Annotated in this window: 14 protein-coding genes; 1 reads left to right on the top strand and 13 read right to left on the bottom strand. The window is 44.8% G+C overall.

Going from position 1 to position 15,201, the window contains the following annotated elements:
* Positions 1 to 2: 2 nt before the first annotated feature.
* The 11 genes from lipB to leuS all read right to left on the bottom strand — a co-directional run bounded on the left by lipB (position 3) and on the right by leuS (position 11,872).
* Complete coding sequence (gene lipB, locus OCV44_RS03650) at positions 3 to 662, bottom strand: lipoyl(octanoyl) transferase LipB (protein WP_139684614.1); 660 nt, start codon at positions 660 to 662, stop codon at positions 3 to 5.
* 195 nt (positions 663 to 857) lie between these two features.
* Positions 858 to 1,136, bottom strand: a complete 279-nt coding sequence (ybeD, locus tag OCV44_RS03655; protein ID WP_029223108.1) for a DUF493 family protein YbeD — start codon at positions 1,134 to 1,136, stop codon at positions 858 to 860.
* A gap of 232 nt (positions 1,137 to 1,368) precedes the next feature.
* On the bottom strand, positions 1,369 to 2,550 hold the full coding sequence (locus tag OCV44_RS03660) for a serine hydrolase (RefSeq protein WP_211349758.1): 1,182 nt from the start codon (positions 2,548 to 2,550) through the stop codon (positions 1,369 to 1,371).
* A gap of 93 nt (positions 2,551 to 2,643) precedes the next feature.
* Complete coding sequence (locus OCV44_RS03665) at positions 2,644 to 3,483, bottom strand: septal ring lytic transglycosylase RlpA family protein (RefSeq protein ID WP_139684615.1); 840 nt, start codon at positions 3,481 to 3,483, stop codon at positions 2,644 to 2,646.
* Between the two features lie 3 nt (positions 3,484 to 3,486).
* Positions 3,487 to 4,608: a rod shape-determining protein RodA gene (rodA, locus tag OCV44_RS03670; RefSeq protein ID WP_086048885.1), complete on the bottom strand. Its 1,122-nt coding sequence runs from the start codon at positions 4,606 to 4,608 to the stop codon at positions 3,487 to 3,489.
* A complete protein-coding gene (gene mrdA, locus OCV44_RS03675; RefSeq protein ID WP_086048886.1) occupies positions 4,608 to 6,500 on the bottom strand; it encodes a penicillin-binding protein 2 in 1,893 nt (630 codons plus the stop codon). The genes rodA and mrdA overlap by 1 nt, the downstream gene beginning before the upstream one ends.
* A gap of 6 nt (positions 6,501 to 6,506) precedes the next feature.
* Positions 6,507 to 6,977 (bottom strand): 23S rRNA (pseudouridine(1915)-N(3))-methyltransferase RlmH, encoded by a 471-nt coding sequence (rlmH, locus tag OCV44_RS03680; RefSeq protein ID WP_009848474.1) that lies wholly within the window; start codon positions 6,975 to 6,977, stop codon positions 6,507 to 6,509.
* Between the two features lie 3 nt (positions 6,978 to 6,980).
* Positions 6,981 to 7,298 (bottom strand): ribosome silencing factor, encoded by a 318-nt coding sequence (rsfS, locus tag OCV44_RS03685; RefSeq protein ID WP_086048887.1) that lies wholly within the window; start codon positions 7,296 to 7,298, stop codon positions 6,981 to 6,983.
* A 63-nt stretch (positions 7,299 to 7,361) separates the two neighbouring features.
* The gene (holA, locus tag OCV44_RS03690; protein WP_139684616.1) at positions 7,362 to 8,387 is read right to left on the bottom strand and encodes a DNA polymerase III subunit delta; all 1,026 of its coding nucleotides are present in this window, start codon (positions 8,385 to 8,387) and stop codon (positions 7,362 to 7,364) included.
* Between the two features lie 9 nt (positions 8,388 to 8,396).
* On the bottom strand, positions 8,397 to 9,065 hold the full coding sequence (locus tag OCV44_RS03695) for an LPS-assembly lipoprotein LptE (RefSeq protein ID WP_139684617.1): 669 nt from the start codon (positions 9,063 to 9,065) through the stop codon (positions 8,397 to 8,399).
* 230 nt (positions 9,066 to 9,295) lie between these two features.
* Positions 9,296 to 11,872: a leucine--tRNA ligase gene (leuS, locus tag OCV44_RS03700; protein WP_139684618.1), complete on the bottom strand. Its 2,577-nt coding sequence runs from the start codon at positions 11,870 to 11,872 to the stop codon at positions 9,296 to 9,298.
* Between the two features lie 262 nt (positions 11,873 to 12,134).
* Between leuS and OCV44_RS03705 the strand changes: the two genes are divergently transcribed.
* Entirely contained in the window at positions 12,135 to 12,605 is a 471-nt protein-coding gene (locus tag OCV44_RS03705) for a zinc ribbon-containing protein (protein WP_139684619.1), read from the top strand.
* A gap of 95 nt (positions 12,606 to 12,700) precedes the next feature.
* Here the strand turns inward: OCV44_RS03705 and lnt are convergent, their stop codons facing one another.
* Both lnt and corC read right to left on the bottom strand, forming a co-directional pair.
* Entirely contained in the window at positions 12,701 to 14,218 is a 1,518-nt protein-coding gene (lnt, locus tag OCV44_RS03710; RefSeq protein ID WP_139684620.1) for an apolipoprotein N-acyltransferase, read from the bottom strand.
* Between the two features lie 32 nt (positions 14,219 to 14,250).
* On the bottom strand, positions 14,251 to 15,141 hold the full coding sequence (corC, locus tag OCV44_RS03715; RefSeq protein WP_012603382.1) for a CNNM family magnesium/cobalt transport protein CorC: 891 nt from the start codon (positions 15,139 to 15,141) through the stop codon (positions 14,251 to 14,253).
* Positions 15,142 to 15,201 lie beyond the last annotated feature (60 nt).

Consider the following 15,201-nt stretch of genomic DNA (forward strand, 5'->3'; position numbering starts at 1 on the left):
TTTTATGCTTCTGCTGTAATGTTACTGGTGGCTTGAATGTCTACTTGGTCATAGCCGAGTAGTTCTACGAGCTCTTGTATTAACTGTTGCTCAACGTTTTCTAGTTCACTTGGACCGCCGAGTTGGCTTACTTGCGCCATTTCCATCCCTTGGTAACCACATGGGTTAATACGTTGGAATGGAGACAAGTCCATATCGACGTTGAGTGCTAGCCCGTGGAACGAGCAGCCGCGTCGAATTCGTAATCCGAGTGAACAGATTTTCTTGCCATCGACATAAACACCAGGAGCGTCAGGTCGGGCAGTTGAATCTATATTGTAAGCTTTCAGAGTATTGATTACGAGGTTCTCAATATGAGTAACTAAATCACGCACTCCGAATTTCTTGCGGCGGATGTTAATCAGGAAGTAAGCGACTAACTGACCTGGCCCGTGGTACGTCACTTGGCCACCGCGATCGCTTTGTATCACAGGGATATCACCAGCATTTAATACATGCTCAGCTTTACCTGCTTGTCCTTGAGTGAAGACAGGGTTGTGTTCAACCAACCAAACTTGGTCTATGTCTTCTTCTGTGCGTTCGTCTGTGAACTTATGCATGGCTTTCCATACAGGTTCGTAATCCTGACGGCCTAATTTTTTTACGATTAGCTTATTTTGCAAAGCGGCACTCCCTCAAGGATTAATAAAGTGAACGCATTATAAACGCGAAACAGGTTTCTAACTACAGACGGACAGCAAGGTTTTTCAACTTTCTTTGTATTTATTGAAAATTAAGTTGAATGCTTTGGAAGGGGAGCGAGGGTTTCAAACAAAAACAGCGGCAATAAGCCGCTGTTTTTCATGCGTAATCGAAAGTTACAGAACCATACGAACGATTTCGATTTCGCCCAGCTCTTTATATAGCGTTTCTACTTGCTCAATTGAAGTCGCAGTAATATTGATAGAAACAGAGTGGTAGTTACCTTTCGCACTCGGTTTTAGAGTTGGGCTGTAGTCACCAGGAGCATGACGCTGGATCACTTCTAGCACTAGTTCAGTAAGTTCTGGCTTAGCGTAGCCCATAACTTTGTAAGTGAATGAACAAGGGAACTCTAAGAGGTCTTTTAGTTTTGCATCAGAATTGATGTTCATGATTAGCTCCAAAAGGCTAGACTCTCGCAAATTGGCGAAATGTCGATAAAAAGCGTGTTCGGTCAACAGACACGAGTAATAAGGCGGAATATTACGTGTAAATATCACCGAACTCAAGATCAACAAAAGCCGCACATGGCGGCTTTTGTTTCGCTAATGAGCAAATCATGAACCTACTCATTAGGTTAGCTATACAGCAAGCTTAGATTTTGCGTAGAACAAACTGTTGACTGGTTTAGAACAAACCTTTGAACAGCAGTACTAGGTAGTCCCACAGGCGGCTAAATAGGCTGCCTTGGTCTACATCTTCAAGTGCAAGTAGTGGGTATTCAGCAACGTCTTCACCATCAACTTGGTAGAATAGTTTACCCACAACGTCGCCTTTGCTGATTGGTGCTTCTAGCTCTTTCTCAAGAACGAAGCTTGCCTTCAGGTTCTTAGCTTGGCCACGAGGCAGAGTAACGAACGTATCTTCGTCGACACCTAGTGCAACCGTGTCCTTGCTACCCATCCAGATCTTCTCTTCTACAAAGGTTTCACCAGCGGTGTGTGGTGCCACTGTTTCGAAGAAGCGGAAACCGTAGCTAAGCAGTTTTTTGCTTTCTGTTTTACGAGCGTTCGCATTCTTGGTGCCCATAACAACCGCAACTAGGCGCATTTTACCTTCGGTTGCTGAGCTTACTAGGCTGTAACCTGCATTGCTTGTGTGGCCCGTTTTAATGCCATCAACGTTCATGCTCTTATCCCATAACAGACCGTTGCGGTTGTACTGGGTGATGCCGTTGTAAGTGAATTTCTTTTGGGAGTAGATACGGTACTCATCAGGAACGTCGCGAATCAGCGCCTGACCTAGTAGCGCCATATCGTAAGGCGTTGAGTACAGGTTAGGATTGTCTAGACCGTGCACGTTAGCAAAGTGCGTGTCTTTCATTCCGATAGAGCTTGCCCATGCGTTCATTAGGTCAACGAATGCATCTTCAGACCCGGCAATATGTTCTGCCATAGCAACACAAGCATCGTTACCTGATTGAATAATGATACCGCGGTTCAGCTCTTCAACCTTTACGGTTGTGCCAACTTCAATGAACATCTTTGATGAATCAGGGAAGTTTTTAGCCCAAGCATTTTCACTGATAACAACATCGTCGTTTAGGTTGATGTTGCCACGATCTAGCTCTTGGCCGATCACGTAGCTTGTCATCATCTTAGTTAAACTTGCTGGAGAAAGTTGAGTGTTCATCTCTTTCTCTGCGAGTACTTTGCCTGAATGGTAATCCATCAGAACAAAACCCTTAGCGGCGATTTGAGGAGCATCAGGAACAATAATAGGAGCGGCGAATGACGATGTGGCTATCGTTGCAGAAAGTGCAACTGAAGTAGCAAAAATCGATTTAACAAGTTTATTAGATTTAATCATTTTGAATGCAATTATTAGGTGAACTATTCATATATTAACAGAATCACTCTGTCACACCAGAGCGCTGATTACCAGAAGTAACTGTTAGATAAATTAGCGAGTTAGCGTGTGTTTTTTTATATAAGCTGACGGGTAGCCCATTAGCTTAACTTGTTCTAATTTTTCTTGAGTCAGAGCATAGTCATGAAATGGCCCAAGCATCAGGCGGTAGTTCTCATCATTTGGCTGCAAGAACGTTGCTACAGCTAACTTTTCGCCTAGATCTTTGGCTAACTTCTCGGTTCTATCTTCATGTGGAGAAGTGGCTACTTGAATAATAAATTGAGGTAAAGCCGCCTTTTTATTCGCGTCGGTTGGCATAGCCACAGTGATGACTTCTATCTCAACATTTGCTGTACCTGTTCTCAATACATCGAGTTTGTAAGCCGCCGCATAACTAAGGTCAATGATTCGCCCTTCATGAAATGGACCTCGATCATTGATGCGCACAATCGTCGTTTTGTCATTATCGGTATTCGTCACTTTTACATAGCTCGGAATCGGCAATGTTTTGTGTGCCGCAGACATCGAATACATGTCGTAGATCTCGCCATTCGACGTTAAATGACCATGAAATTTTTTCCCGTACCAAGAGGCTTTGCCTTTCTCAGTAAACCCTTCTGTCTTCTTTACGATCTTGTAGTCTTCGCCACGCAAAGTGTAATCCGTGTTACCACCTAAACTATAAGGTTCATACTGAGGATGGGCATCCTCTAAATGTTCCACTGAGATCGGCGTGTCTGGCGCAATATCTGAATCTATATCGTAGCGGCCTGTTGGTTCCGTCGAAGAACAACCGTTAATAACTACGGCTAGGCTCACTATAGACAATAGTTTTTTTATTGGCAGCTCATTAACCAAAGATGTTTTTATAGGAATTACGTTAACAGACATCAATTAGGTCGCCTTTGAGAATGCTTTTCTGTGTGTATGGATTGACATTAAAATACCGAAACCGGCCATAAGGGTAACCATAGAGGTACCGCCATAACTGACTAGAGGTAGAGGGACACCAACCACAGGTAGAATGCCGCTAACCATACCTATGTTTACGAAAATATAGACGAAGAAACTCAGTACAATACTGCCGCCCATCATTCGACCAAATGCTGTTTGAGCTTGGCTTGCAAGCACTAAGCCACGGCCAATAATGAACAGGTAGATAGCAAGCAAAAACAAAATCCCAATCATGCCCCACTCTTCGGCGATGACCGCAAAAATAAAGTCAGTATGGCGCTCTGGAATGAACTCTAGTTGAGATTGGGTACCTTGCAGCCAACCTTTTCCTGATATACCACCAGAGCCGATTGCAATCTTACTTTGGATGATGTGATAGCCTGCACCTAATGGATCTGACTCAGGATCAAAAAGGGTTCTTACTCGTACTTTTTGATATTCACGCATCAAGAAGAACCATAAGATTGGAATAAACCCACCGAGTGCAATCACGGCACTGGCAATGATCTTCCAACTTATACCTGCCAGAAATATCACGAAGATACCAGAGGCTGCAATCAGAATAGATGTTCCTAAATCTGGCTGTTTAGCGATAAGGATTGTAGGTACAAACACCATCACTAATGAAATAGCCAAGGTTTGGAACGTCGGTGGTAGTGAGCGTTTACCAATAAACCTTGCTAACATCAAAGGAACTGCAAGCTTCAATAGTTCAGAGGGTTGAAATCGAATAAATCCGAAGTTGAGCCAACGCTGTGCACCTTTAGATGCTTCACCAAAGAACAATACGCCTAACAGTAAGATAACACCGCCCGCAAACAGTAGCGGGGCTAATGTCTCGTAAGTTCGGGGTGAGATTTGCGCTAAGAAGATCATCACACCTAAAGACAACACCATACGCATTGCTTGGCGATCCATCATCGCAAGACTTTGTCCGCTGGCGCTGTACATGATCAATAGGGCAAAGCCCATCAAAACCAGAATGCCAAGCAATAGCGGCAAGTCGATATGCAGTCGCTCAAATAGGGCTCTATTTCGTCCAGTTGAAGGATCAAGTTTCATTATTTTATTGGCTCACTTTCATAATCTTCTGCAAGAATAATATGGTCTAAAATTCTTCTTACAACTGGGCCACCATTTGATGAACCACCGCCGGCATTCTCCAAAACGATAGTTACGACCGCTTCAGGATCTTCAAAAGGCGCATAACCCGTAAAGAGGGCGTGATCGCGTAAATGCTCTGCGATCTCATCTGCGTTGTACTCTTCATCTTCTTTTAGACCGAATACTTGTGCAGTACCTGATTTGCCAGCCGTTTGATAAGACATTTTTTGGAATGAGCGTCTTGCTGTGCCTTTCTTTCCGTGGTTGACCCGTCTCATACCTTCTTGTGCGATATCCCAGTATTTCTGCTTAACGCCAGTAACCGGAGGATACGTTTCGATTTCAGAGAGCGTTTGTGCGTCGAACGGTTGGCTATTCTCAATTGTAGCTCGAAGTAAATGGGGGGCTGTTACTTCCCCTTCATTGACCAATACAGAGGTCGCTTTTGCAATCTGCATTGGTGTTGCTGTCCAGTAGCCTTGGCCAATGCCGACAGGAATGGTGTCACCTTGATACCAAGGTACACGGTGCCTTGCCATTTTCCATTCACGCGTGGGCATATTTGCTTTGCTTTCTTCGTAAATATCGATACCAGTGTAATCACCGAAACCGAATAGCATCATCCATTGAGATAAGCGGTCGATGCCTAAATCAAATGAAATTTGGTAGAAGAAGGTATCAACCGATTCTTCAATGGCTTTCTCTATGTCAACGACGCCGTGTCCCCAGCGTAACCAGTCACGAAACGGTTTTGTTTTCGAGTTGGGTATCTTCCAATAACCTGGGTCGTTACGCGTGGTGTTCGGTGTAATCACGCCTTCTTGCAGCGCTGCAACGGCAATAAACGGTTTGATCGTAGAAGCTGGTGGATAAATCCCAAGCGTTGCACGGTTAACCAAAGGTCGGTCTTTGTCTTGTAGCAGGGCATTATAACCTTTCGAGGAAATACCATGTACGAATGCATTTGGGTCGTAACTTGGGCTCGATACCATGGCTAACACGCCATTGTCTTTCGGATCCAGAACTACGGCTGAGCCTCGACGTCCATCAAGCAGTTTGTGAACGTATAGCTGAAGTTTGATATCTAGATTAAGCACGATATCTTTGCCTGGAGCCGAAGGCACAAATTTAAGAGTGCGGATCACTCGTCCACGGCTGTTAACTTCGACTTCTTGATAACCAGCGGTGCCGTGTAACATGTCTTCGTAATAGCGCTCAATACCGAGTTTTCCTATATCGCGGGTGGCTTGGTAATTGGCGTCTTTCTCTTCGCGTACCAAGCGCTGCATATCACGGTCGTTGATACGAGATACGTAGCCAATAACGTGAGTCAGCACATCACCATAAGGGTAAAATCGCTTTAGCGTCCCTGTCACTTCAACACCCGGAAATTTGTGCTGATTAACAGAAAAAACCGCAACTTGTTCTTCGGTGAGCTGATTCAGAATCGGCACTGATTTGAAGCGACGTGAATTCCGGCGATCATGATTAAAACGTTCTATACGTTCCGGTGGTATTTCAATTAACGCTTGTAAACGAACAAGCGTATCTTCCATATCGTTGACTTTTTCTGGGATGATCTCTAGGTTGAAAACGGGGCGGTTTTCAGCAAGAAGTACTCCGTTGCGGTCATAAATCAAACCACGGTTCGGTGCGATTGGAACGACCTTTATACGGTTGTCGTTGGAGCGGGTTTTATAGTCCTGATATTGATTTACCTGAATGTTGTAAAGGTTTACAACCAGTAAGCCCATCATCACTATAATCCCTGCAAACGCAACAAAAGCACGACTAGTAAATAGTCGTGCTTCTGCTTTGTAATCACGAATTTGGCTACGTTTACGTAACATTAACGCTTATTCTCGATGATAAGGGTGGTTAGCAGTGACGCTCCAAGCTCGATACAAGCTTTCAGCCATGATAACGCGTACTAGTGGGTGAGGGAGAGTAAGTGCTGACAGAGACCAACTTTGGTCTGCTGCCGCTTTACATGCTGGTGCTAATCCTTCAGGCCCGCCAATAAGGATAGAAACGTCACGCCCATCCAGCTTCCAACTTTCCAATTGCTCTGCGAGTTGGGGCGTATCCCATTTTTTCCCTGGGATATCGAGCGTAACAATGCGATTACCTTTTGGAACTGCAGCTAACATTGCTTCGCCTTCTTTTTGGAGAATACGTGCAATATCGGCATTTTTACCACGTTTTCCAGCAGTGATTTCAATGAGTTCCAATGGCATATCATGAGGGAAGCGGCGTTTATATTCTTTAAACCCTTCTTCAACCCACTTTGGCATTTTTGTACCAACTGCGATTAACTGGATCTTCAAAGCTTAGCCCCAAAGTTTTTCTAGTTGGTACAGTTCACGATGCTCTTCTTGCATAACGTGAAGCATGCTCGTGCCCATATCTAGAACAACCCATTCACCTTCTTGTTGGCCGTCCATGCCAAGGGGATTCATGCCTGCCTTACGCACTTCATCAGCAACATGCTGTGCAATAGAGGCAACATGGCGCTTCGATGTACCAGTACAAACAATCATGTAGTCAGTAACACTTGATTTGCCTTCTACATCGATAGTCACAATCGATTCTGCTTTCATGTCGTCGGCTTTGTCTGCAAGAAAATCTTTTAGTTCTTCACGTAACACGGGGTGTTCCTTTAATCTGAGTTTAGCTTTTTAGGGTCTGTGACCCTAGAATATACCACGCTTTTATGCGTGAAATGGGATTGAAGCTGACGGGATACAAAACTCTACGCTTAACTGATGAATTAGTGGCCAAGGCGACTGTTCATATTGCGTTTTTGTCATCAATTCTGCTTGAGTGAGCAGCGCAAACAGGGAGTGTAATTGAGATATCGAAACTCTTGTTAGCGCGGCGTTATAAAGAGGTTTTTTAGATTGCCAGATACGGTGCTTTTCAAATACCTGCGTGATTGGCATCTGTTTCATTTGTTGCTGCATTTGTAATAGCAGAGCAAGCTCACGTTGTATGCTGCGCAATAAGATAACGGGTTCGATACCTTCTGCTTCTAACTGACGCAGGATTCGTTGTGCGCGGTTGCCTTTGCCTGCTAATAACGCATCACTCCAATGGAAGGGAGTAAAATGGTTGTGCCGACTCAGCGATTCTTCTAAGCGTACTAATGTGAGCTTTCCATCTGGGTATTGGAGAGCCAGTTTTTCTAGGCTTTGGGTGAGTGCAAATAGATTACCCTCATGCCATTGTGCCAGCATTTGTATCGCTTCAGGATCCGGTGACAAGCCGATTTGACGACAGCGCGTTTGGACAAATTGAGGCAATCGGCTAACGTCTGGGGTTAGGCAGCTGATCCAGTGACCCTGATTAGACAGCGCTTTAAACCACTTCGCACTTTCTTGAGCCTTAGTGAGCTTAGTGCCAATTAAGATCAATAGAATATCGTTGTGTATATGCTCAGAGATTGCGAGTAGCTCTTTTGCAATCGCCGCATTGACCCCGGACTCTGGTAATTCAAGTTCGATGACCTGACGACTAGAGAATAGGCTCAATGCTTGAGTGCAGTCGTAGACTTGATTCCAGTCCAAACTGCTATCAATAGCAAAGCGGTGGCGTTCTTCGAAGCCTTGCTCTTTGGCTGTCTTTTGAATCGCTTCTCGGCTTTCCTGCAGCAGTAAAGGTTCGTTACCAAAAATTAGGTAAACGTTACTTAACTGCTTAGCAAGTTGCTCAGATAAACGATCAGCAAAAATACGCATTAAATAAACCTATTGCTCGACAGTTACGGCAGGCTCAGCATCAGGTGCTGCACTTGCGTCGATCTCAACGTCGTCAATTTCGATGTTCTTGATGTTGTATTGTTTCTCAAGCTCTTTCACTTGAACTTGTTCAAGTTCTTCTAGAGCCATGTTATCCGCGGCAATAGTCGCTTTCAGACGGGCCATCTGGCGAAGGATTTGGCTTGTTGCCAACTTGCGCATCTCATCTTCAATCATGTCACGTTCAACCGATTTCGCGAGCGCTGTTAGTGGGTTGTCTAAATAGCTTCGGGTTACGCTGGTTGAGAAGGTTTTGTCGCCTAGCTCTGGTATCGTCACACGATATGATGCATTGAAAGTTAGCTCTTTTTCAGCGGCGCGAAGACCTGTTGTTTGTGAGCCTTGATAAAGAGACAAGGTTCGCTCACCGACGCCTTCACTAATGATGTGCAGGTTAGGCGTATTTTCTGCGGGCGGTACAATTTCGACATCAATCATACGCAGCTGGCTTTTCATCATACGTGTAAACGTACTGTATTGGTCGTAACTGGTTACTGAGATCTTGTTGAGCTCTTCGGGAATGGAGTAATCACCACGTAGGTGGAAACCACAGGCACTTAATAGGCTAACGGTTAGAACAACAATAGTAACTTTCAATGAAGATAGTGTCAGGCGCATTATTTTATGGCTCTCATGAAGGTAGAATACTTATTTAAAGGCTTTAGTTCGTTCGCATTGTTGAGCTAAGAATCTAAAGCCTTTAAATAAGTAGACAGGGCGATGTTTCACTAGGTCTAAAGACTGCTGAAAACGAAATAAGTTCGCTTCAGCAGTAATATGTGCAGACTAAAATGAATTAGCTCTTTTTAGTCTGCAACTGTTAGTTTGCCAATGTTAGCTAGCAAATATTAGTTAGCTACGATGTTCAGAAGCTTGCCTGGTACGAAGATAACTTTACGGATAGTTAAGCCATCTAGGAACTTCTTAGCGTTCTCATCGTTTAGACCAAGTTCACGAACTTGCTCTTCTGTCGCGTCAGCAGCAACCGTTAGTTTTGCTCGTAGCTTACCGTTGATCATGACAACGATAGTCTTCTCGTCTTCAACTAGCGCTTTCTCGTCAAACGTTGGCCATGTTGCTGAGTCTACGTTTGATTCACCAAGTGCAATCCACATTTCGTAAGAGATGTGTGGCGTCATTGGGTAAAGCATGCGAACAACCGCTTTTAGCGCTTCATCAAGAATTGCACGATCTTGTACCGATTCTTGAGGTGCTTTAGCTAGCTTGTTCATCAGTTCCATGATTGCAGCGATGGCAGTGTTGAATGTTTGGCGACGGCCGATATCGTCCGTTACTTTCGCGATAGTCTTGTGGATATCACGACGAAGTGCTTTTTGGTCGCCAGATAGCGCAGAAGCGTCAACAGATTCAGCAGCACCTTTAGCAGAGTGAGCATGAACCAGTTTCCAAACACGCTTAAGGAAACGGTTTGCACCTTCAACACCAGACTCTTGCCACTCAAGCGTCATGTCTGCAGGTGATGCAAACATCATGAATAGACGTACTGTATCAGCACCGTACTTGTCTACCATCTCTTGTGGGTCGATACCGTTGTTCTTAGACTTAGACATTTTGATCATGCCTGAGTGCTCAACGTCGCGGCCTTGGTTGTCGATTGCTTTTTCAATGCGACCTTTCGCGTCACGGTCGATAGTCACGTCAGTTGGAGCAATCCATTCTTTCGTGCCTTTCTCGTTCGTGTGGTAGAACGCGTCAGCTAGAACCATGCCTTGACATAGAAGTTGCTTGAACGGTTCATCAGATGTCACGTAACCCGCATCACGAAGAAGCTTGTGGAAGAAGCGAGAGTAAAGCAGGTGCATACATGCGTGCTCGATACCACCAACGTATTGGTCAACTGGCAACCAGTAGTTTGCTTTCTCTGGATCTAGAATGTCGTCAGCTTGTGGTGAACAGTAACGTGCGTAGTACCATGAAGATTCCATGAACGTATCGAACGTATCAGTTTCACGTAGCGCTGGTTCGCCATTGAATGTGGTTTCAGCCCAAGACTTATCCGCCTTGATTGGGCTAGTTACGCCATCCATTACTACATCTTCAGGAAGAATAACGGGCAGTTGGTCTGCTGGTACTGGATGAACTTCACCGTCTTCTGTCGTTACCATTGGGATTGGAGCACCCCAGTAACGCTGACGAGAAACACCCCAGTCACGTAGACGGAAGTTTACTGTTTTCTTACCTTTGCCTTCAGCTTCAAGCTTCGCAGCGATTGCATCGAATGCTTCTTGGAATGCAAGACCATCGAATTCACCAGAATCGAACAGTACACCTTTCTCTGTGTAAGCCGCTTCAGACACGTCTAGCTCAGAACCATCTTCTGGCTTGATCACTGGGATGATATCGATTCCGTACTTAGTTGCGAATTCGTAGTCACGTTGGTCGTGAGCAGGAACCGCCATTACCGCACCTGTGCCGTAATCCATAAGTACGAAGTTTGCTACGTATACAGGAACAACACGACCGTTAAGAGGGTGGATAGCCGTTAGGCCTGTATCCATACCTTTCTTTTCCATCGTTGCAAGTTCAGCTTCAGCAACTTTAGTGTTACGACACTCTTCAACGAATGCAGCAAGCTCAGGGTTGTTCTGTGATGCTTTCTCTGCAAGAGGGTGACCTGCAGCGATACCAACGTAAGAAACACCCATTAGTGTGTCTGGACGTGTTGTGTACACTTCTAGCGGTGCTTCTTCACCGTTAACAGCGAAAGATAGCTCAACACCTTCAGAGCGGCCGATCCAGTTGCGCTGCATGGTCTTAACCATTTCAGGCCAACCTTCAAGGTTGTCTAGATCGTCTAGTAGCTCTTGAGCGTACTCAGTGATTTTTATGAACCACTGTGGAATTTTCTTTTGTTCTACTGGAGTATCACAACGCCAGCAGCAACCGTCTTCTACTTGCTCGTTAGCAAGAACCGTTTGGTCGTTTGGACACCAGTTAACAGAAGAAGTCTTCTTGTAAACTAGGCCTTGTTCGTAAAGCTTAGTGAAGAACTCTTGTTCCCAACGGTAGTACTCAGGTGTACACGTTGCGAATTCACGTTTCCAGTCGTAACCAAAGCCTAAAAGTTTAAGCTGGTTTTTCATGTATTCGATGTTTTCGTAAGTCCACGGAGCAGGCGCTGTGTTGTTTTTAACAGCTGCGTTTTCTGCAGGTAGGCCGAATGCATCCCAACCAATGGGCTGCATTACGTTTTTGCCTTGTAGACGTTGGAAACGAGATACCACATCACCGATGGTGTAGTTACGCACGTGACCCATGTGCAGTCGGCCACTTGGGTAAGGGAACATAGAAAGACAGTAGAATTTTTCTTTATTTGGGTCTTCACTTACAACGAAAGTCTCGCTGTCATCCCAGTGTTGTTGAACCTTTTGTTCAATCTCTTGCGGGTTATATTGTTCTTGCATCGATGGTATCCGGTTATCTTGGAATTTGTGAGTTCGGTTAGAACAGAATCTTACAGATCGTCATAGAATACCTAAAGGAGCTGAGTACAACAATAGTTATACCCTTCATACTTGCAGTTGCAGCCTAGTAGATAGCTTAATTTCCACTGAATTTCGTAGGGCAACTATATTTAAGAGTATGAATTACATTTGTTTGTAAGCCGGAGTGCATTGCAGCGCATCCGTTTGCTTACTAAAAGGTGGTTATCTTAAGGAGGTTGTTATGCCGAAGAAAAAAGCGCTCTATGAAGAAGTCGTCGAAGAGGTGATTGAAACGCTGAAGCATAGTCCTGAAGAGCTCAACAACAAAATCGAAACGTCAGGTAAGTATGCGAAAGCAGCCAATGATATGACCAAAGACGAATTGTCATTGATTTCGGCCTACGTGAAGTCGGACTTAAAAGAGTTCTCCGAAAGCTATGAAGAGAGTAAAGGTGGTCCATTTTATTTGATGATTACAGACTCTATTTGGCAAGGACTCTTGGACATCACTGATCGTACTAAGGTGGAGTGGGTTGAACTGTTCCAAGATCTAGAACACCAAGGCTTGTATCAAGTGGGTGAAGTCATTGGTTTAGGCACCTTGGTATGTGACGAGTGTGGTCATCAAACCGAATATAATCACCCAACCAATATCATTCCATGCATTAAATGTGGCTCTACAGGGTTTAGCCGAAAAGCCCTTAAGCCGTAACCATAGCGCTGTCAACGTAAACCACAGCAATAAAAAAGGGTTGACCCAATCAGTCAACCCTCTAATCACTTTTCTTCGAATTTCGAATTTCGAATCTAGCTTTTGGGCTTTCTTATTACCCAACCCATCACTAAGCTGAGCATCGCCCAAATATACAGTGGCCAAGTACCTACTGTGTGATAAGGCGTTTGACCATCCGTTGAAATGAGTTCAGCTTTTAATACTGCTGTTTCAAACTGAGGCACTTGTTTGATGATGTTGCCTTTGTAATCGGTAACTGCAGTCACACCATTGTTGGTAGAGCGAATAACTGGCTTACCAAGCTCCAGAGCACGCATCTGTGCGATTTCCATGTGTTGCAACGGGCCAATAGAACGACCAAACCACGCATCGTTAGAGAGCGTGAGGATAAAGTCAGTTTCATCTGTTACGTTCTGCCTAACTTGATCATTAAAGATGATCTCGTAACACAACGCAGGCGCTAGATGGCGACCATTTGCCACGATGTTTGGTTGAACAAAGTCGCCACGGCTAAATGATGACATTGGCAAGTTAAAGAAAGGTGCTAATGGGCGCAAGATATCTTCAAACGGAACAAACTCACCAAACGGTAACAGGTGGTGTTTATGGTAGCGTTCGTCTGGATCGTAGCTGTACTCACCATATGGATTAACACCGAGAGAAAGAACACTGTTGTAGTATTTCTTATCTTCAGACTGATTCAGCACACCTGTAATGATCGAGCTGTTGTTCATCTTCGCTGCGCTATCTATGTTGCGTAGGAAAGATGGAATCTCAACTTCGAATGCTGGAATAGCCGCTTCAGGCCAGATGATGATATCGGCGTCCCAGTTTTCTCTGCTTAGGTCGGTGTACTTCATCATGGTTGGCCAGCGATGACTCGGCAGCCATTTGCTGTCTTGATCGACGTTGCCTTGTATTAAGACGACTGACGTAGTTTTTTCAGGGTTCGGCGTGACCCAATCGATGTTGCGAATACCAAAGCCAGCGCAAAATACGACAGCAGGAATAATAGCGACACTCCATGCCCTGTTAACAATCGCGTAAGCGAATGCAGAGGCTGAAACAATGATCGCTAAAGTTACTAGCTCCACGCCGCCAATCGGTGCGAATGAACCTAATGGCGAATCGATTTGGCTATAGCCTAACCAAAGCCACGGGAAGCCCGTCATTACCCAGCCACGTAGCCAATCACTGATTAACCATAATGCAGGAGCTGCGAGGAAAAATCGGCTTAGGTTATTGGCAGGGAAGAACTTGTTCAAACTCCAGGTAAATAGGCCTGAATAAACCGCTAGGTAGCCAACGAGCAATGCCATCAAAAATAGGTTGGCTGCCAGTGGCATACCGCCAAAACCATCAATGCTGACGTATACCCAGCTGATACCTGTCGTGAATTGACCTAAACCCCATGCGTAGCCAATCCAAAGCGCACTTTTAGGAGGGCGGTTGTGGATCAGTAACAGCAACAACGCTGGGCTGAGAATAGCAAGAGGCCATATAGAGTATGGAGCGAATGAAAGGGTGGTTATAGCGCCAACAAAAACGGCCGCAAGCGGCCGTAATAGGCGATGAATAAAGGTCTTAGTCATCTAATTTCTGTCATCTCTTTAGAGAGAAGTTGTTATTCTTCGATAGTCGGAAGAGGCTGTTCGTCAGGAATGGTTACCTGTAGCTGAATCACTCGGCGGTTATCTGCGGATGTTATTTTGAAATGGTAGTTTTCAATCTCTACAATTTCGCCACGAACTGGCAGGTGACCGAGCGCTGTCATAACCATGCCGCCTACCGTATCCACTTCATCGTCACTAAAGGCAGTGTTAAACGTATCGTTGAACTCTTCAATAGTGGTTAAAGCTTTTACAGAGAAGGTATGCTTACTCAGCTTACGAATATCTAGCTCTTCTTCATCGTCGAACTCGTCTTCAATTTCACCAACGATTTCTTCGAGGATATCTTCAATGGTTACCAGGCCAGAAACTCCGCCAAACTCATCGACAACGATAGACATGTGGTAACGCTCTTCTTGGAACTCCTTAAGCAGGCGATCAACTCGCTTACTTTCAGGAACAACCACGACAGGGCGAATCACTTGTTCGATATCAAATGGGGCACTTTCTGAACCCAAATACTTAAGTAGGTCCTTCGCTAATAGAATGCCTTCAACATGGTCTTTATCTTCACTGATCACTGGGTAGCGAGAGTGTTGAGCATCAGTAATAAGCGCAATCAATGTATCTAAATCATCGGTGCGTTCAACTGTAACCATTTGAGAGCGAGGCAGCATGATATCGCGTACTCGCATCTCTGAAATTTCCATAACACCCTCGAGCATGTCGCGCGTGTCGTGGTCAATTAGGTCATTAATTTCTGAGTCGCGGATTACATCTACGAGCTCTTGGCGATCTTTTACTTCACCTTGAAATAGTTGGCCTAGGCGTTCAAAGAAGGACTTTCTACTCGGACCTTCAGATTTTTTACTTCCCTCAGAAGTGGGGGGGTTACCTTCGTTCATGATTTCTCAAAAAATAACGCTATCAGAAGTGTGATAGCACACGTTACAACTCAGATTCCT

It is taken from the genome of Vibrio tasmaniensis, from assembly GCF_024347635.1.
Lineage (GTDB): Bacteria > Pseudomonadota > Gammaproteobacteria > Enterobacterales > Vibrionaceae > Vibrio > Vibrio tasmaniensis.